Annotated in this window: 13 protein-coding genes and 1 pseudogene; 6 read left to right on the forward strand and 8 right to left on the reverse strand. The window is 41.0% G+C overall.

The features are described from left to right. Positions 1 to 95 precede the first annotated feature (95 nt). Complete coding sequence (locus ACQY73_RS29365; RefSeq protein ID WP_428657738.1) at positions 96 to 4,256, reverse strand: ATP-binding protein; 4,161 nt, start codon at positions 4,254 to 4,256, stop codon at positions 96 to 98. 740 nt (positions 4,257 to 4,996) lie between these two features. Here ACQY73_RS29365 and ACQY73_RS29370 point away from each other — a divergent pair. Then, positions 4,997 to 5,173, forward strand: coding sequence for a hypothetical protein (locus tag ACQY73_RS29370; protein ID WP_428657739.1), 177 nt, complete (start codon positions 4,997 to 4,999; stop codon positions 5,171 to 5,173). 15 nt (positions 5,174 to 5,188) lie between these two features. After that, a complete protein-coding gene (locus tag ACQY73_RS29375) occupies positions 5,189 to 6,325 on the forward strand; it encodes a hypothetical protein (RefSeq protein WP_428657740.1) in 1,137 nt (378 codons plus the stop codon). 340 nt (positions 6,326 to 6,665) lie between these two features. Here the strand turns inward: ACQY73_RS29375 and ACQY73_RS29380 are convergent, their stop codons facing one another. The 5 genes from ACQY73_RS29380 to ACQY73_RS29400 form a co-directional block, all read right to left on the reverse strand. Then, positions 6,666 to 7,022 (reverse strand): hypothetical protein, encoded by a 357-nt coding sequence (locus ACQY73_RS29380; RefSeq protein ID WP_428657741.1) that lies wholly within the window; start codon positions 7,020 to 7,022, stop codon positions 6,666 to 6,668. A 122-nt stretch (positions 7,023 to 7,144) separates the two neighbouring features. Further along, on the reverse strand, positions 7,145 to 7,339 hold the full coding sequence (locus ACQY73_RS29385; protein WP_428657742.1) for a hypothetical protein: 195 nt from the start codon (positions 7,337 to 7,339) through the stop codon (positions 7,145 to 7,147). 1,040 nt (positions 7,340 to 8,379) lie between these two features. Next, on the reverse strand, positions 8,380 to 9,864 hold the full coding sequence (locus tag ACQY73_RS29390) for a hypothetical protein (protein ID WP_428657743.1): 1,485 nt from the start codon (positions 9,862 to 9,864) through the stop codon (positions 8,380 to 8,382). A 172-nt stretch (positions 9,865 to 10,036) separates the two neighbouring features. Further along, entirely contained in the window at positions 10,037 to 12,862 is a 2,826-nt protein-coding gene (locus ACQY73_RS29395) for a hypothetical protein (protein ID WP_428657744.1), read from the reverse strand. A gap of 48 nt (positions 12,863 to 12,910) precedes the next feature. After that, the gene (locus tag ACQY73_RS29400; protein ID WP_428657745.1) at positions 12,911 to 13,438 is read right to left on the reverse strand and encodes an ABC transporter permease; all 528 of its coding nucleotides are present in this window, start codon (positions 13,436 to 13,438) and stop codon (positions 12,911 to 12,913) included. A 338-nt stretch (positions 13,439 to 13,776) separates the two neighbouring features. Here ACQY73_RS29400 and ACQY73_RS29405 point away from each other — a divergent pair. The 3 genes and pseudogenes from ACQY73_RS29405 (at position 13,777) to ACQY73_RS29415 (ending at position 15,735) form a co-directional block, all read left to right on the forward strand. After that, positions 13,777 to 14,469 (forward strand): annotated as a pseudogene (locus ACQY73_RS29405) (helix-turn-helix transcriptional regulator). 75 nt (positions 14,470 to 14,544) lie between these two features. Further along, positions 14,545 to 14,961 carry a DUF1761 domain-containing protein gene (locus tag ACQY73_RS29410; protein WP_428657746.1) on the forward strand — a complete coding sequence of 139 codons (417 nt, stop codon included), beginning with the start codon at positions 14,545 to 14,547 and terminating at the stop codon, positions 14,959 to 14,961. Positions 14,962 to 15,153: 192 nt separating this feature from the next. Continuing rightward, positions 15,154 to 15,735, forward strand: a complete 582-nt coding sequence (locus ACQY73_RS29415) for a YdeI/OmpD-associated family protein (protein ID WP_428657747.1) — start codon at positions 15,154 to 15,156, stop codon at positions 15,733 to 15,735. A 133-nt stretch (positions 15,736 to 15,868) separates the two neighbouring features. Here the strand turns inward: ACQY73_RS29415 and ACQY73_RS29420 are convergent, their stop codons facing one another. Next, the gene (locus ACQY73_RS29420; protein WP_428657748.1) at positions 15,869 to 16,234 is read right to left on the reverse strand and encodes a hypothetical protein; all 366 of its coding nucleotides are present in this window, start codon (positions 16,232 to 16,234) and stop codon (positions 15,869 to 15,871) included. Positions 16,235 to 16,656: 422 nt separating this feature from the next. Here ACQY73_RS29420 and ACQY73_RS29425 point away from each other — a divergent pair, with 422 nt between their 5' ends. Next, on the forward strand, positions 16,657 to 17,751 hold the full coding sequence (locus tag ACQY73_RS29425; RefSeq protein ID WP_428657749.1) for a glycoside hydrolase family 2 TIM barrel-domain containing protein: 1,095 nt from the start codon (positions 16,657 to 16,659) through the stop codon (positions 17,749 to 17,751). Positions 17,752 to 17,782: 31 nt separating this feature from the next. Here the strand turns inward: ACQY73_RS29425 and ACQY73_RS29430 are convergent, their stop codons facing one another. After that, positions 17,783 to 19,960, reverse strand: coding sequence for a family 1 glycosylhydrolase (locus tag ACQY73_RS29430; protein ID WP_428657750.1), 2,178 nt, complete (start codon positions 19,958 to 19,960; stop codon positions 17,783 to 17,785). Positions 19,961 to 19,968 lie beyond the last annotated feature (8 nt).

Genomic DNA, 19,968 nt, shown 5'->3' on the forward strand with positions numbered 1-19,968 from the left:
AGATTGCAAATGTCTGGACTGAGATTGCATTTTTGAAAATACCCTCTTCAGAATATGCCAATAGAAGAAAAATAAAAATAAAGTATTGGATTCAGCTATTTACGAAAGGTGCTCGGCGCTTTGCCAAATTCTTCGTGAAAAACCCTCGAAAAATAATTAGGGTCAGAAAAGCCGGTAGCATAGGCGATTTCAGAGATGTTCATCCCTGTTTTTAGAAGCAAAAATTGGGCTTTTTGTAAGCGCACTTTTCGGATAAATAAGGTGGGGTTTTCACCTGTAAGTGCCTTCAATTTTCTGAAGACTTGCGTATGGCTCAAGTTTACAGCGATACATAGTTGTTCAACGCCTAAATCAGGATTGTCTAGCTGTGTTTCGATGACTTGGATAATTTTTTGCACGAAAATATCATCCAACGTCGGAACAATTGGTTCATCCTTAATTGGCTTTAGTTCAGAAGAGGTAATTGCTGCGTACCGCTGTTGGAGTCGTTTGCGCAATTCGATTAGTTTTTCCAGCAATACAAACAATTCCTTTCTATCGAATGGCTTTTGTAAATAAGCATCGGCGCCTGCTCGTAAACCTTTTATTTTATCTTCCTGTGCTGCTCTTGCCGTCAAAAGAATAATAGGAATATGAGAACTTCGTTCGTCTTCTTTGAGCGTTTTACAGACTTCATAGCCGTCTTTTTCCGGCATCATGATATCACTGATGACGATGTCGGGGATGGTTTCCATTGCTTGGCTGATCCCGCTTTTTCCATTTGTAGCAATAACAACTTTATAATTATCATTCAATATTCCTTTGAGATAAGTAATGACATCAATATTGTCTTCAATGATGAGCACTAAAGGTCTGCCTGAATTAACAGATAATTCATTGATTACTTCGACTTCCGGAGGGTTAGCAGATAAAAACTCTATGGCAACGATTTGTTCAATGTGAGGATTTCTTTGTTGTTCTTTGGTCACTTGTGAAATAGGTAAGAGTAACGTAAACTCAGCACCTTTACCTAGTGTACTTTCTGCTGTTATACTTCCCCCCAGCAATTCGACCAATTCCTTAGTGAGTGCGAGCCCAATACCTGTGCCTTCTCCTGTGCGGGTTATTGAATTATCCGCCTGGTAAAAGCGGTCGAAAATGTGCCCTAGCTCTTGCCGGGCAATGCCGACTCCCGTATCGCGTACTTTTAGCTGTAAAAATGAAATTGCCTTTTCTTGTATCTGTATTGCATATAATGCAACTTCTCCACCTTCCGGAGTGAATTTGAGAGCATTGGAAAGCAAGTTGTAGACGATGATTTGCATTTTCTCTTCATCGAAATCCATCACCAATGTCGGCGTTTCCGGATAAAAAACGAGACTTATTTTTTTCTCCAAAGCCATAGAATAAAATGATTCGACGAGGTATTGTAGATAATTGATAACATCAGCTTGCACAAGATGTATTTTCAGCATCCCCGAATCAAGTTTTGAAAGATCGAGCATTTGGTTAATGAGCCGAAGGAGATTTTTGCTGTTGCGTTGAATCAGCTTGGCGGCAGAGGACGCCAAGGAAAAAGGTGCTGTTTTCTCTGATTCCTCAATTTCTGTCGCCGAACCCATAATAACCGTCAAGGGCGTACGAAATTCATGGGTGATATTGGTGTAAAAACGAGTTTTTAGAGTATCTAATTGGCGCAGTTTTTCGGCTTGACTCCAAATTTGCTGCGTTTGCAATTTTACTTCTTTTTCTAGTCTTAGTTGATTTTGCTTCAATTCACGCGTTCGCCATTGATAAAAGGAGCGAATGGTTACTAAAGTAAATACTAGGACGGAGATCAAAAACCAGTACTGTAGATAAAACGGACGAAGTACACGAATCTTAATTATTAAATCGTTGCTACCCCAAAAACCGTTAGCAGCTTGGCCTTTGATGTGCAGGGTGTGAGTACCATAAGGTAAGCGAGAAAGGCGTACATTCGGCTCGTTTTGATAATTCCAATCGTTATCTATACCATTAATTTTATAAACGTACTGAATTTTATCAACTTGGTTAAAGGTTAAAAGGGCGAATTCCAGATTTAAAAAACGGTCATTGGGGTTTAAAACGATTTCATTGGTAGTGAGTAACTCGCCGGTTCTATCTATTAATTTGTTAGTTGTGCCATCGAATTGTTGGAAATTTGTCACCACTAATGATATTTTTTTTTCATCTCCTCTTTCGTAAAAATCGGCTGGGTGAAAAGCAGTAACACCATTTAAGCCACCAAAGTATAACGTGCCATCAATCCCTTTATAGTGAGAAATGCGGTTAAATTCAGGGTGTGTAATTCCGTCTTCAGGGAGATAGACGCGGCGAGTTCTTCCCCTGTCTTTATCAAATTGAATAATGCCGTAATCGCTCGGTAGCCAAAGGTGTTTATAATTATCTTCGTAGACGCCATAAAGAGTGTTGTTAGGCAAACCTGCTTTTCTGGAAAACTGTTGAGTTGTACTGCGTTTTTTATCCCAGCGAATGAGCCCGCCTCCGCCTGTCGCTAGCCAAAACACGCCCTCTGTATCTTGGTAAAAATGGTAAATATTATCATAGGGCAGATAAAAAGAGCCTTTACCGCCTGACCAATGTCTTTCCAAAACACCTTTTTTTAGATCTATAAGATACAGACCTGTCGTGGCGCATAACCAAATATTGTTTTCATTGTCATATTGAATAGAAACGATGCCGGCTGTTTTCAATTCATCGAAACCATTGTATTTTGAAAAAGGGTAGAGTTGTCGGGTAACAAGGCTATATATATAAAGACCGTTTCGAAAAGTGCCAATCCATAGGTGATGCTTATTATCCGGGAAAATAGTCCATGGGATGTAGAGAAACTTTAAGGGACCATTGCTTGATATACCAAAGCCAAATTGTTCCTTTGTTAAGTTGGGATATTTTATTAAAGTACTAAAAGTGATTGTACCGGTTATTGGGTTAATACGTAAAAGCTCTAAGCCAAACTCCCATCCTGAAAAAATATTTTCTGTTGTGTCATGTGCGATTGCATACCAATACCGACGCATTACCGGAAGTTTTTTAATAGCCCCCGATGCTTTTTCAATGCTGAAAATTTCTCCTTCTGTTTGAACAATCAGCTCTTGGCCTTTTTCCAGTATACCACGACAGGCAATCCCTTTTTTTGAGGTATCAGTATTAAAAAGATAGCGTTTGAAACGATTCTTGTGAAAATTGATAAGTAGTAAACCATAGTCAGTACCCAACCAAACCTTCTGTGATCGGTCAATCAGCAGTGCCCTGGGTCTTTCCTTTAGACCTTCCTTAATTTTATTGTAATCTAATAAAATGTTTTTATTGTCTCTTGCATGGATACCATAGTCGGAGACCACCAATCTTCCATTATCTAATGGAGCAAGCGCCGTTAAATAATATCCATAATCAAAACCAGGTAAGACTTTGTTTGAGGGGATGATCTGAATCTTATTGTTTGGACTGATACTTACGCAAACGGCGGTATGAGTACGTTCATCTGTAGAGTTGTAATAGTGGTGAAGGTTTTCTGAGTTTCGGCCGGAACGGACAAAAACAACTTCTCCATAGCTGTTTTCAATGTTTTGCAAGAGAGTTCCGGTGGGAGATACTTCAATGATATTGCGTCCTTTGGCGCCGCTGATAAGTCCCCAAACCGTTTTTTTTTCAGATACAAAATTTAAAGAAAAAGTCGCAGTTGAGTCTAATAAATGAGATTTGATCGATACTGAGTGGAAGCCATGTTTTGGGTGAAAAGTAATGAAACCATGATGGGTGGCCCAGTAAAAAGTAGAATCTTTGGTTAATATAGGTTTACTAACTTTATCATTAAATCCATTGGGTATTTTATTGCCATAATGTTCAGAAAATGGAACGACTTTATTATTTCCGGGGTCAATGAGTTCTACGTGAGTAGAAGAGAAAACCCAAATTAACCCATATGCATCTTCAAAGATATTATTAATCTGATCTGAATGAAGTCCATCTTCCCGCCCCCAGACTCGAAAAGAATATCCATCAAAACGATTTAACCCGGAGGAGGTAGCAATCCAAATAAATCCTTGTCTGTCTTCTAAAATATCATTGACTTGTCGGTGTGATAAGCCTTCTTTCACACTATAAAGCTGGGTTTCTAAGATAAAATTTTGACCATAAACAACAGTAATGTAAGAAGAAAATGCACTTAAAAAGAGAAAAAAACAAAAACTTAGAAAACTGTTAGAATGTAAGTATTGCTGGTTTTTACCCATTAGAGTAATTCAGGAAAATTGAGGAGACCTTATTATACAAATATTTAGATATATTACCGGATTCACAAAGATCAATAAGGGTTTTATTTTAGGAAATATAATATTTTTAATTATTGTAACACATTAAAGATTCGGTACTTACTTTATTCATTTTTAAACGAACGTTTGGATAGTAATATAGAAGATTTTTTGCCTTAGCCATGAGTATGATAAAGGTATCCTATTATCACTACGTAAAAAAATGGATTGACGGTTTAAAGGGGTGCCCCGTCGCTTTCTTAATCTATAAGCTGTTTTTTATTGGGAAGTTTATTTTGTAAAGGTGGGCTAATAAATATACGCTATAAATCCCACTGCAAAGGTGGTACGATTCCCTCAGTTTCAATTCCCAAACACAATCTTAAACCCGGAAAAATTTGAACAACAAAGCCGCTTAAAAGTATTTTAGTATATATTTAGCCTGCTTTTGTGACCTTAATGCCATTTAGATATTATCTGCTGCATTACCTATTTTGTTGGCTGATGATTTGGGTGATTATAGCCTTTTCCAAATTGTTTTAAATAAATCTCAGTCCCTGTAACACAGACAGTTTAAAGTCCGGGAAAAACGTTCAGGAACTTAAATAATGAATTTTTACTGAGTAGAGTATAGAGACAACTGCAACCCTAAAGAACGCCTTTTGAATATTCTATAGAATTGCGGGCTGTAATTATAAGAAAACATACAAAATAGACACAAAATGAAAAACGAAAATTTTAAAAAACTGACAACAGAAGATTTGATCAGGAAGAAAAAAAATATAGTCATTGTAACAGGTATTTTGTCAGGGATGTTAACTGTACCGTTAATAATCAATCGGTATAAACAGAAAATAGCCAATGACCCTCAGGTCTTTACATTTATCTTAAGTGAGTAATATCATAAATTCAATATGAAGAAAATTCTACCAATAGTTAGTTTGCTGACTGTAACTACCTGTTTTGCTCAGAAAGAAAAAGCCCTCAGCGATTCTGCAAAATTCAATAAATACCTGTCCGGGAACACAAGTTCATTCATATTTAACGGGCAAAAACCGATTGGTCGAGGTTGGGAAATTCTGGAAAAACAATTTGCCGATAATCAATTTGTGGCTTGGGGTGAATACCATAATTCAACACTGTTATCCCGGCTATCCGCCTATGCACTTGAAGCTGCATCCAAACATGGATTTAAGAATTGGTGTGTCGAAGTAAGTCCGTTTGTCGCTTCTGAATTAATGCGGATTGCAGCCGGTAAAAACCCTTATGACAGCTTGCTTGCCGTCTCTAAAGATCATCCAACCTATGGGACATTTCCATTCTTCAAGACCGGAGAAGATGCCCTGATGTTGGCTGCTGCAGAAAAATATAAGTACACAATTTGGGGGATAGACCAGGAATTTCAAATGGCTTTCCCTTACGGGATTAACCGAGTCTATAATGCGCAATCACCCAAGATAAAACAAGCATATCAGGCCGTTCGAGACAGTTTGTTGGCCAAATGGTGGATGCCCAAGGTTAAATTGCTGGACAGTTTACGAAACGGGATTCCGCAGGAAAATTATAAACGGGTATTGGATGATATTAAACTATCCCGAACGATCTACTATGAAGATAATTCATTAATGCGAGCGGCATTGATGAAAAAGAATTTCTATGCTTATTATGACTCTGCCAAATCAAAAAACGAGAAGGTGTTTTTCAAAATGGGGGCGAATCATTTAGCTAAAGGCTTAAACCTGATGACGCACCTGTACGACATTGGAAATTCGGTCTATGAATTGTCTCAGCATAACCAAACTAACTTCACCAATATTTATTTCATCCTGAGATACACGACAGAAGATGGAAAAATCATCGATGATTTTGAGAGTGCCGAAAGTGACTATCCGAAAGAGTTTTTGAAATTATACGATAAAGAAAAGTGGGTCTTGGTCGACTTACGCCCCCTTAGAGTTCGCTACAATAACGACAAAACACTGACAGAAGATACGTATCAAATTATTGACAAGTATGATTTCATCGTCGTTTCCCCGGAGGTAAAAAAATGACATGCATTTCTGCAAAGCGGTTCCTGATTTTAATTCGGCCAACACAAATTGACCGCCACGGATGAGAAGGACAATAACAGGTTTATTTCATTATTGGGAGTATCCATTTAACGGCGTCCGTAAAGTCGAATTCATAACTTTACATATAATAACGCAAACATGCAAAAGGACTCTTTCGATGATGAAAGTTTCAACAGAAAGCTTTGAGGAAACTTTTTGCAGGCAAGCCTTTCATGAGTAAAGATGGCATTTTCACCCCGTTAGTAAAAAACTTTTCGGAAGCTGCTTATATAAAAGTCTTACCTCCCGGCAAGGCTTTTTTATACGTATGTATTCTGTCTTAATTGTTTGAGTCGCCTGTTTTTGTCAGTAACAGTAACTCATTCAAAACAGCATTGAATTCCAATTGTGTCGTTGGCAGAGTAGTATGTAACTTAGCGTAAGAAATTTCATGATTGATACCATGGATAAATTGCCATTTAAGCGCTACTAATCCGTTCGCCAAATCTTGGAGATACTCGTTTTCCTGTAAGAGTCTCAGGTCGCCTTCGCCTAAAAATCCAATTAAGTAATTGGCTACAAAATCATTGTTTGAGTGGGCAATTCTTGCGAATTCTTCGGAGTGGTGGCCTAAAAGTTTTGCCAATTCATTTTTTTTTCTGTTTAAGTCTTCCGAGCGAGTTGAGCGGTTCTGCATTTGGATAGCGTAAGGTATGATTGGAATTAAGAATATACTTTTGAGATTGATTGTCCGGTTTGTGATTCTGTCGCTTATCTCCGGCTCACAGGGTAATTCCGGGGCTGTTTGGTGAGCCGGAGTTATATCGTACCCCGGTACTCATAGCGATGATTTACATAGGGATGGCAGAATAGAATAAAATCATCTTTTGGTGGCTGTTTTAGATTTTTCTCCTGCGAGAGCTGAAACACCTGCTGAACGATTTTGCTCAGGTGGCCGCACGTATCAGGCTTTTGAATATAATGCCATGCCCCGATTGCGTATAGTTCCGCCATTTCCTGCTCATTTACTGCGGTCGATCACAAAAATATCCTGCAACAGTTTACTGCGCCACGTCTGCTTTTTTGACTGATTGTATTAAGGCCTCATACAGCGCCGGCGAATAATGATTTAATAAAAGGGGGGCCGCTAAAAAAAGTGACGCAGGAATCATTCCTTTACTTACCACACCGGCTTAAAATCAACACAGAATAATTTATATAGCACGCCTCAAAGGTGATACGGTTTCAGGGGTAAATTATTACATATTTTTAGGGTTTTCTTGTATATATCCCACATTGTCAGGAGGGTATAGATAGGGAAACTGTTTATTGGCGGCCTGTTAATATAGTTTGCAACCGTTTTTGGCAGGTGTACCGATGAACCCCGGTTTAGTTGGAGACACTTCTTCTCGTTGCTCCAATAAAAGAGATGGTTGTAAGAAAGGCCGTTTTCATTCTGATAACGACTGAAGGGGCTTAACTGCCGAAAGCGGTAAAAGATGTACCGCAGGGAATCAATGTCGGCAAAGAGGTCAAGATGTACGATTATCACCCAATAGGGTTCAATGAATAGAAAACCGCTTCTCTAAAATCGCAGTACGAAATACCGACTAATCGTTCCTTTGCTTCTTTTCGTAATAATATACTTTGCCGGCATGCTCATTTAGGTAGTTGACCTATATTTTAAAACACGTATCGGATAGACATCAAACCTTTACACATTTTGCCGGCCGATGATGACCAAGACGATTGTGAGCTTTTTCAGGAAGCAGTTTTTCTTTGTGATTTTGAAACCGTTTACTACTACTTTAGTATTACAACTATACAAGATCAAACGTAAATCTTCACTTTCACTTTGAAGGTGTTTTTTAAATCCGGTTCGGGAAAACTAAATCTCAAAATACTGCTGACGATCTTACATCGTCAGCAGTAAAAGAACTGTTTCATAACGTTGAGTAAGGAGAGACAAGTAGTGCTTGCCATCTATATGTCAAACGTACGGCTTGGGAAGAAGAACTGCTAAAAACAGGCATGGACAAAATATGGACAATTATCTATATGTCTGATACGTAAGAGTTTAGGTCAGTTTGGTCAATTTTTTTACGCAATCGATATTTGCTTTTGATCACACTTTCGTTTGAAATACCCAACATGCCGGCGATCTGACTGTTGGAGAAATTGAGACGAATCATGCACGCCATTTGGGTTTCGGTATCGGTCAGGCTGGCGTTTCTTTGATGAAGGCGGGTGATGAACTGCGGATGGAGTTTTTCGAATTTCAGTCGGAAGTCCTGCCATTGGTCGTCGGTGATGATCCGGGCTTGGTTGATTTGCTCAAGCAGTACATGGCCCGAAGCTTCATCTTTCAGTCGCAAGTCTTTGATCTCATTTTCAAACTGACCGATCAGCTTGTTCTTTTCACTGACAATATTCGCAAAAGATTCTAACTGATTTTGGACCAACGTAAGCTCAGTTTCTGAAAGTTTATGCTGGGTTTGAAGCAAATTGTTTTTTTGAACGAGGCTTTTTCGCTGTAGATAAAAGATAAGGATGAGCAGTCCTAACAGCACTAAGCCGCCGGCAAGCAACCATTTTTGTTGAGTAAGCTTACTTTGCAACGTAGCATTTTCGAGTTCCTTTTCGTTCGTTCGAAGTTTTGTTTCCAACTCGGCTACTTTTTGCTTGTTTTCGGTATTTGCCATCAGCGTGTCCAATTCATAAAACTTCTGCTGAAAACCAAACGCTTCCTTGTACTTTCCCTGCATAGCGGCCCACTCGGTGCGTATAAAAGCCATTTGTCGGTCATAATACGCCGAGCCTACTTCGGGCAACAATGCCTCCGCCCTTTTGAAATGTTCATCGGCCTCTTCAAATTTCTTCTGTCTGATAAGGGCGGCGCCTACAATCGCTTCGCCTCTTAAAGTAGCTTCTGTATTGCCGGTTTTCTTGGCCAGTTCAAGCCCTGCGGCAGCCGGTTTAAGGATACCGACCGCATCGCCTTTATCGTATAATGTACTGGCAATGTTTAACTGTATTCCTAAAATATTGAGGGTATCTTTATTCTTTATCGCTATTGCCAACGCATCACCAAAGATTTTTAATGATTCATCGAATTTTTTTTCATCGGACAAGCTCACCGCGTAGTTCATGGTGGCAGTGGTAATTACCGAAGGGTTTTTACTTAAAAGAGCATATTCTAAGGCTTTTTTGGTATAATAAGTAGTCTTGGCTTCATTATGCTGAAACTGAAAAACCTGAGCGAGGGTATTGTAAGTCAATCGTATGCCTTCATAATCTTTCCCCTTTTCAAACAGCGAAATGGCCTCAAATGCCGCCTGCATTGCTTTTTGAGAATCGCCTTTGGTACTGTAAAACCAGGAAAGTTTTGAGAGCGATTGCGCCCTTTCTGCCAGTTTGGTTTGAGTGGCCAATCGATTTTTAAAAAAGGCGATTGAATCTTCGGTCTCTGATTGCGAAAAAGCACCAATGAACCCTAAAAAGAAAAAAATAAAAGCCGAAAAGCTGATTTTAAGAACCATATTTTAAAAAAAGAAACGGTTAAAGGTCTTTTTCTTTGTAGTAAAAAGAATCCTGTTAAACCTAAAAACAGTATGCCGGAAACTGCTTTGTGCCTATAATTATAAAAAAGACAACCTGCCCAAATCATACTTGGGCAGGTTGGGTAATAGAATGAAATTACTTTTTGAAAAGTTACAGATCTGAGGAGACAAAAAACTCAAATCGTTGCTTCGTCGTTGGACTCAACGGGTCTGTCGTCAATAAATATGAATTTCTGAAACCAAACCCGATCGGGGCAGTTAAATTCAGCAGTTTTATGTCTAAAATAAGCTCTCCGCCGTACGATTTTTGTTGGAAATTGGTATTGGTAGCTTTTCGTTCAAGATTTCCGATGTCATAAAATACATTGCCTCTTACCCGATTCACGAAGAATATTCCGGCAAAGCCTCGGTCTACATAAAACAACGGTAAACTGTAAGTGGCTGAAACAACGGTTTCTACATCGCTTGGCGCTGCCAAAAAACCTCTGGCATGAAAGAATTGATCTTCAAAAATGTAGTCATTGGTGATCAGTTCTTTTTTTCCTTTTGCCGTCAGTTCCAACGCATGGTTTTTGGCAAGACCGGGCGTAGTAAATCCGACCGAACCGATCAACCGTTCGGCTTTTACGGTGCTGATCGACTTTTCGTAAGAAATTCCCACCGTTTGCGACCACTTCGTATTTGTATTTTGATAGGCCTTTCTGCGAATGTTGGAAAAATTCAGACCGAACTGTAAAGCGTTAAAGTTGAGGGATTTATTTTCCGCCACATCGCCCAATTTATAATCGGAAGTAGAAATATTCCAAAAAGTAGAACTTAGTCTTAGACCCGTTGTATAGTTTCCTCTGATCCAACTAAGGGGCAATGAAAGTCCGGCGCTGATATCCTTTTGTTTAAACGAACGAGTGCGCAAGGTTTTTTGGTCGGGCAAAAGCGTAGTGTTTGCTCTTTCACCGGTGTTTACTCTGAATGAAATGGGCAGGAAATACTTTCCATAATCTAACCCACCCGAAAATTTGACCGTTTTTTCATTGTAGTTAAGGCTTCCTCCCACTATTGCTGAGAAATCATTGAGAATATTGCCCATTCTAACCGATACATTTATGTTTCTGTTATCAGAGCCAATGTTCCAACTGTGCAACTTTACGCCTCGCAACAGTCCTTTATAAGATTTCACTTCATACTTATTTTCAGCGATGGTCGGCAAAATGTTTTTCTCAGTTTCGGTAGTTTTAACCTGATAACGGCTCATATCGACCGGTTCCGAAACCGCAATGGTCTTGGGGTTTTGGATTTCAAGTTGCGTCAGTTGTTTACCCATAGCGGTCATTTCGGTCATCACAAGCAGTTTTTCATCTTTTGAAACAGCCGGCATGGTGGCACCTATTTTTACCGATGTTAGCTGACGGATCTGCTTATCTCCGTTCAGGCTCACGGCATAAATATTATTGATGCCGCTGAACGAAGCAGTAAAGGTCACGTTTTTGGCACTGACCGACAGCGCGCCTATGGTATGCGTAGTCCAAGGCGTTAGTTCTGTGGTTGCTTTTGTCGCTAAGTCATATTTTAGAAGCGCAACTTTGGAGTTTCGTTTAGCCGGATAGACAATCGCGGCATCGTCGGTAGTCCATTTAGGATAGACTACAAAGTCATTTTGTGAATTAGGAATTGAGCCAATGATAGCTCCATCAGACGGCGAAATGAACACGATCTGATTGACAATATTTTCATCCGCTTTTACCACCACAATTTTATCTCCTTTAGAGGAAAACACCGGGCTGAAAAATTTACTTTTATGCGTTACTTCTGTTTTTCGGCCGGTTTCCAGATCATACGTCATAATAACACTGTACACAACAGCATCTCGTCTCGCATCTTTTCGCATTTCTGTCCAACTGACTTTCGAGTTATTTACGCCAAGATACCCTTCGGTTGCCATGCCAATAGAGGTAATGTACTTCTCGTTACCGTCTTTCAGTTGATACAGCCCCGGGAGCTGCTTGTAGCTGCTTTTCAGATAGATAAGGCTTCCATCTTCCAAAAAATGAGGAAAAGAATAACTCGTTACGGTCTTTTTTGGCAGCTTGGTAAGTGGTTTTGTGGGTGTCAGTTCCAGTGTTTTCAGTTCCTTTTCCCAATTGTCTTTCATTTCCCGGTACGCAAGTCGGTACATTTTATACGTTCCCATCTTGGTTTGACGTCTCAATGCCCCCGCAAAAGGATACAAAACGGTGCGATACCTTCCGGCATCTGCCAACACTTTTGGCCACATTTCGGGCCCGAAATGATTACGACCGTAGTTGAGAATGGCGTAGCCCAACGGGTAATGATCCGGCAGTAACTTCTTATAAGAGCCATTGCGGGCCTGTAGATAGGTGTAATTTTTTCCGCTGAGCAACAGTGCCCGTTGGGTTTCCAGAAAGCTTGGCGTTCTGCCTCGGCCGGCATTTGTCAGCATGGTTTCCGACAAGACGGCATCTCCTTCAAAATACCAATCAGGTATTGAAAGATTAGACCCCAAACTCCAACCGGTTTCTCCCTGAAGCAAATACAAAAGCTTGGTAAAACCTCGATTGGCATTCGTAAATTGAAGGGCATGGCGATATTCATGAATGGAGAGCACATCCAACCAATTCATGGAGCCCAATTGATTGAAATCCTGGTAACCGGTGGCATAAAACTCGCTTCGAAAAGGCGCTAAGGCAACATAACCGTTTCCCTGTGCATTATTAGTGTTCAACAAAATAGACAATTTCTTGCTCTTGTTTCCGACCGATGCCGTTGCCTTTTGGTTGATGTACGTAACCACATCCGCAATGCGCGTGGCTTCTTTGTCGGTGTTTTCCGGAAAAATGACTTTTACTTTATTGTTTTCAATGTATTTCCATTTGACAGAAGCGGGTTGAGGCCCCATTTGGGCATTTATTTTCGTAAAAAATAAGACAATAATGACCACAGGTAAACAGATGGACTTCATAAATAACGTTAAGATTTAAATAGGGTGATAAAATAAAAAACAGGGTAACTATTCAGCAGTAAGTTCGGTGAAATTTTGAATTCTGATCTTAAAACGGGGCCGTTCGCCTTTAGGTACAATAACGATCAGATCGTTTGAAACACTGCCGCCGTTTTTGAGTAAAAAACCGCCCTGAACCCGCACATTACGATACACAGTTTTGCCTTCAGCGTTCTTTTCGGGTTGGTTGTAAGGAACATAAAACGGGCGCGCTTTCAAGTTGGCGCCTTTTGAGGTAAGGCGTTTGCCGGTTGCATTCAGGCATTCAAACCGAGCAATGGCGGAAGGGTCGCTGTCAAACAAATTTAACAGATTGTCATTTTTGAGATAGATCAATTGGCAGCCGCTTTTATTTTGGGCCATGATCGTTACTTCATAACGGGAGTAACTTTCTTCATCACGTTCATTACTAATGGTATAGCTGTACTCTATTCCATTCTCTGTGACCGATTTGTTTTCCGGTACATCAATTACATTTTGAGCATTGCTCAGGTACGAACAAACAGCAAGAAGACCGACCAAGACTGGTTTTTTCATTGTTTTAGCGATTTTATTTATGAGTAGAGATTACGTTAAATACGATTTTTAAAAAATCATTTTGGGTTTAATGACGTATTGATTTGATAACAACGCCAATCAGATCAGCGGTCAAACGTACATCGCACCGGTTTGAATAACTAAGAAAGGTGATGGACAAAATATGGACAATTACCCTAAGCGGCCGCCAAACAGGCATTTAAGGCGCTTTTCACAAGCGTCAGTTATTTTTGGAAACTTGCAAAATTAAAATCCGACAAACCATTCGCATATTTACCGGTTAGGCGCTACTTTAGACAGACCCGTTATAACCCAATCGACGCTGAAACATTTGACGAATGAACGATAATGACACAAAACGACTTTCGCGCCTGACGGCAATTTTAACCCAATTGCAGACAAAACGCCTTTTGACGGCCACGGAACTTGCCAACAAATTCTCGGTAAGTGTCAGAACAATTTACCGAGACATAAGAGCATTGGAACAGGCAGGTGTTCCGATCCTGACAGAAGAAGGGAAAGGATATACATTGATGGAAGGGTATAGAATCCCTCCTGTGATGTTTACCGAAAGCCAAGCCAACGCGTTGATCCTTGCCGAACAACTAGTGCTGAAAAACAAGGATGCTTCTTTTGTGAAAGATTATTCGGAAGCTATCGAGAAGATCAAAGCGGTATTAGGCCATACGATAAAAGACAAAGCGAACCTGCTTGCCGAACGAACCCGATTCAGTCAAAATAGTAACAATGAAAGAAACAGCAATAATTTGTCTGAACTGCAATTTGCGCTTACCAATTTTTGCCTGACAAAAATCGAATACATCAATGAAGCAAACAATGCCACGAGCAGATTGATCGAACCCTTTGCATTACTAAGTACACAGGAGAATTGACTGTTAGTGGCGTGGTGCCGTTTGCGTAATGAATTTCGGTATTTTCGACTTGACCGGATCAAAAAACTGCATGTACTTACCGAGAAGTTTACCCCGCGCAAAATGACTTTGCAGGAATATTTTGACCGGTATCATTGATTTCTTTTTTACCCCTGACATACCGCTGTCATTCGACCGATGTAGCTTTGCATCATACATTTTAAACCAATAAAAATGATGATCGGTCAATTAGTAAACTTACATTGGATCAGTGTTTTACTCGCCTTTGTGGCGTATTTTCTGCTTGGAGCCTTATGGTTCACGTTATTTTTCAGTAAGCAGTACAAAATTTCTTTGGGGCGTGAGAACGAAACGTTACAAAACAAACCCATTTTCATCGTTGGGCCGGCAATTTGCTCGCTCGTGATCACCATTGCGAGTTCGATTTTGATCTATGCCCTGAATATTCAGTCTTTTGGAGAAGCAATGGGATTTGCGCTCGTTGTCGGTTTTGGGTATTTGGTTGCCAATACGGTAAATATTGCGATCAACCCCAATATTCCCCGGCCGATCCTTTATGGAATCATAAGCGGGGCGTATCATTTAGTGGGTATCTTGATTGTAAGCACTATTTTAGTGGCAATGAAATAAAACAATGCAGGATAACATAAGTAGTTCATTAAAAATACTTTGCATTATTTGTTTGACGGCAGCGGCCGACCGCCCCATCCGGGGTCAGATGTTTGTAGAAAAGAGCGGCATTACTACAAATATCTGACCCCGGATGGGGTGGTCGGCCGCTGCCGTCAAACAAATACGAAATACATCAAACTATTTTAGCCAATGTACTTAATAGAAATAGAAATCTTTTACCCGACAAGTCAAGCAGCGTGGCGACAATGGTTGCAGGAACACCATAATTCAAAACAGTCTGTTTGGCTTGTACAATACACGAAAGCCTCCGCAAAACCTACAATCAGTTGGAGTGAGGCAGTAGATGTTGCCCTGTGCTTTGGTTGGATCGACAGTAAGAAAATCTCAATAGACAACGAGAAATCACATCAGTTTTTCAGCAAACGAAAGGCTAAAAGTACGTGGTCGAAAATCAACAAAGACAAAATAGAACGGCTTATCGCCGATGGCCTGATGACAGAAGCAGGGCTGCATTCTATTGAAATTGCTAAACAAAATGGTTCGTGGGTAATTTTAGATGAGGTGGAAACATTACAAATTCCCCCTGACTTAGCTGCTGCATTCGAAAGCAGGGAAGGGGCAAACGATTTTTTTTCAAATTTAAGCAAGTCGGTAAGAAAAAGTATGTTGCAATGGCTTGTACTTGCCAAACGACCCGAAACCCGACAAAAAAGAATTGATGAAATAGCAGAATTCGCCGCCCAAAAAATGAAGCCGAAGCAGTTTAGGTGAAAGAAAAAGAGTTTGTAGAGCAACGGCAACCCATTAAAAATCGAGGGTTTCATAAGCTTTTTCTCTAACGGTCAGATGGTCCGTCGAATGGTGAGGTTGTGAGCAACCCTCTGCACGGGGACATGGTAAACGACTAATCAACGACTGATTTGGTGTTCCAATCGGTCAGGAGAACATTAAAAGTAGACAGGGTAAGAATGCCCAAATGGAAAACAAGGGATTTTTTGTCTTTCCTGATATGTTTGCTTAAAATTCCAAGCGCCAAACCACTTAGACTCGCCATGTCCATTTTGTAATGATCAGCTATGGAAATCATTCTTTTAATGGCCAATGGATGATCGGTAAAAGCATTATATCCCAAAAGATTAAGGGCAACTCCCCTGTATAATTGCTGTGATTCTTTATCCAAATTGAGCATACGAGGGACCGATAATAAAATAGCGGCCAATACATAGTCATTCAAACCATGCATTTTAGGAGAAATTACGTTAGTTTTCATTGTTTTATCAATTTGGTTCCAATCATCTGACTTACCGGGAGTATTCGTAAAATAGTATGCCCAAAGGGAAAGACTCTTGTAAGGGAAGTATTCTCCTTCTTATTCGAAATTTTGGGAAAAGAATTGCTCAGTGTGAAAATAATGGTGGTTAGTTTGGTACGCTTCCTCCAAAGGTATTTTGGAGCAGAACGAGGAATATTCTACCTGAATAGCTCATGAAATGAGTAAAGCGACGCATTCCAATAAGTTATCTGCCACCAAAATAGTATACCAAAATTGCACTTAAATCAGTAGGCATACGTTTTCAGGAGGAACCTGATCGGTAGTGCTTAACGATTTTTCTATTGCTTCATTAAAATCTACAATCATTCTTTTTGCTCTTTTAACGTACTGATTCTAACAAATCTGATTGTATCTTAAGTATGATAACTTCATCCATTCCTTCTACTTCTTCCAACGCCGTTTCAGAGAATATAACGATATTTCCAGGCAAATGGCCTGTTGAAAAAGCCAATGCATGGTATGCCCAACAGCCTTTTTTGGTAGGTTGTAATTTCATTCCGAGCAACGCGGTCAATGAATTGGAAATGTGGCAGGCAGATACTTGGTCGCCGGATGTCATTGATCGAGAGCTTGGTTGGGCAGCCGGTCTTGGAATGAATATTGTCCGGGTTTTTCTGCATAACCTTGCGTATGAGCAAGATACCCAAGGTTATTTTCAACGCTTGGAGCATTTTTTACAGATTGCGGATAAGCATCAAATAAAAGTCATGTTCGTCTTCTTTGACAGTTGTTGGAACGATGATCCTGTTTCCGGTCCGCAGATCCCACCCAAATCGGGCGTTCATAATTCAGGTTGGTTGCGTTGCCCCGGAAGTAAAATGCTGTTTGATACCTCTACCTGGCATCGGCTGGAAGCCTATACCAAAGATACCATTGGTCATTTTGCTCATGATACCCGTATTTTGGTTTGGGATATTTACAATGAACCCAGCAACAGTGGTTATACGGATGCGATCATGCCTTTGTTGGAAAAATCATTTGAATGGGCCCGCGCTGCCAATCCGACACAGCCTATCACTTCAGGGTGGTGGATCGATCATGCACTTTCCAACGAGTTTATGTTTGCCAATTCTGATATTATTACCTTTCATAACTATCTGGAACCGCCGTATTTGGAGCGTCAGATCCGAGAACTGCAAGAGCGGTTTCATCGGCCGGTCATTTGTACGGAATACATGGCCCGAACCCAGAAAAGCACGTTTGAAGGTTCGTTGCCTATCTTTAAAAAGCATAGAGTAGGAGCCATTAACTGGGGGCTGGTCCAAGGTAAAACGAACACCATTTATGCTTGGAATGAACCGATTCACAGCGGAGAAGAGCCAACCGTATGGTTTCATGATATCTTCCGCCCCGATGGCTCGATTTACAGTCAACATGACGTAGATGCCATACGTGAAGCAACCGGTAAAAACACAAAAGATAACTCTGCAAACAAATCAGGGGCATTTCACTAATCTTGATAAAACACCTACACAGTACGCAGGTTCATATATACATCGCTTCGGCAAAATAGCGGTCTAACGCATTGTCGATGACAGGAAGAAAATTCCCTCTTTCACTACCTAAGGCATAATAAAGCGGGCGATTAGGCAACGGAGTCACACTTTGCGGAGGAAAAGGATTCATCTTTTGTGAACCGGAACGCTTCCGGCGATTTATTTCCCGGGCAAATTCTGCGCATTTTACTTCTCCGCGATTGCTCACGTGCCAAATACCACTTTCGTTATCAATGAATAGATCCAGTGCCATATTCACCAAATCAGGGGCATAGGTAGGGGAAATGACCGTACGCTCCATATCTGCAAAGGGATAGTGATGTTCCAAACAACTTGAAATGGTGTAAATAAAATCGGGGGAGTCCCAAGGGCTGAAACAAAAGCCCGTGCGAATAATTAATGCCCGGCAATTACCGGCAATCGCCATGCCTTCGGTTTCAACCATATTTTTGCCATACGAGTTATGAGGCATTACGTCATCACTCTCTAAATAAGGGCTGTTTTTGGTGCCGTCAAAGACCAATACTGATGAAAATGTAAGGAGTCTCAGCCCGTACCTTTCACAGATCAGCGTCAGGTGTTGCATAGCGTTGGTCTGATTCATAAAACCTCCGGCAACCATCTGCTCATGACCGGCTACGGTAGGGTAGCCTATGGCATTTACCAAAGCCCAAGGCTTGTAGCCTCGTACCGCTTCTTCCAAGGCAGTGCCTGCATCTGCATTCATCCCGTGGATGTTCAGGAGTTGGTACTTGATTCCCCGTTGACGAAAACAGGCTTCAAATACCCGACTCAATGAGCCATTGTCTCCCAATAACAATAATGGAGGCGAAGACGGGTCATTCTGAAATTCCACGCTTCCCGGCAATGGATGATAAATAAATCGACTGTCTTTTTGCCACCATCCCTTTTGTTCTAATATCGGGTGCTGAAAGGAAGTCCCTTTGCTCAATGCCTCAACATAGTGGGCTAATGCCGTAGGCCTTGGGGCCGGCGAACGCAGATCAAAAATACCGGATTCGTACTCACCTTCAGGTTGGGTGAGTAATTTATTCCAGCCATAAGCCCCCAGCAATGACCATACCGTCAGGGCTTTTATCGTCGGTTTTTCGCGGTTCAATTCTGTACTGATGTCCCAAACATGTTTCAACCAACGAAGTTGCTCTTCCCGACTGCAATGCAGATGGACTTCTGTCAACGCAATGTCACCGGAATAACGACTGCGTAGTTCTTGCAGCAAAACTTTCAAGCCCGAAGGTTGGCCGTGCGGGATACGAACGGCTTCAATGTCGGCGTAAGCGTCTTTGCCATTGCCGCCGTGTAAGTGTGTGGGATATAAAGAAAGACCATCATCCAGATAGCGTTCTGAAGTAACATAGTGATTTACCCCCAATAAATCAGGAGGGCAAGGGTTGTCCGAAAAAAATAAAAGCGTTTTCTCCGGGATACGTAAGTTGATAAAATAATCCCACAAGGGGTGATGCCGGTTGAAGTTGCCCGTAAGAAAATCATAGGTCAGCCAACGGCGTTGATTTTCAAAGTCGGCTTGGTAGAGCAGCGAGGGCGTACTGTAGGTTTTCGCCAGATCTTCGGTTTGGATTAGCTTAGCTTCGGGATTGATCTTCCGAATTTCCTGCATGGAAAGCACAATGGCCTTTAATTGATTCAGTAGTATTTTTGCAAAAACGGCATCGTCTTTGCCATGCGGATGCCAAAGCCCGTACAGCCCCGCAAAACGCGCCGTCGTCAACGGTTCATTGACCGGTTTATAATGGGTAATCCAAGGGAATTTAGTGGCAACCTGTTTGGCAAAAGCACTTAGGCCTTCGGCAAAATCATCTGCAAGCAAATGAGTAAACGCAGGGCCGCTCCCGTGATGAAGCAGCCCAACGATCGGCAAAATAGAAAGAGAACGTAACTTATTCAGTTGTGATGCGGCCCAATCCCACTGTATTGGAGCTGTTTGCCGGGGCTGATGCCTTTCCCAAAGCAACGGGTAATGCAGCGCTTTTATCCCCAAACGAGCGAACCGCTCCAGGTCATCAGGACGGTCATAATGGCGGCTTAGAGATAATTGATCAATGAACAGATCTTCCACCCGGTTATAACTGCATTCCAAACCGGCCCACATCTCCGGCACGAAATTATGAATATTTTCAGGCGTCATACATTAGT

The sequence above is a fragment of the Runella sp. genome (genome assembly GCF_965279615.1).
In the GTDB taxonomy this organism is placed as follows: Bacteria; Bacteroidota; Bacteroidia; order Cytophagales; family Spirosomataceae; genus Runella.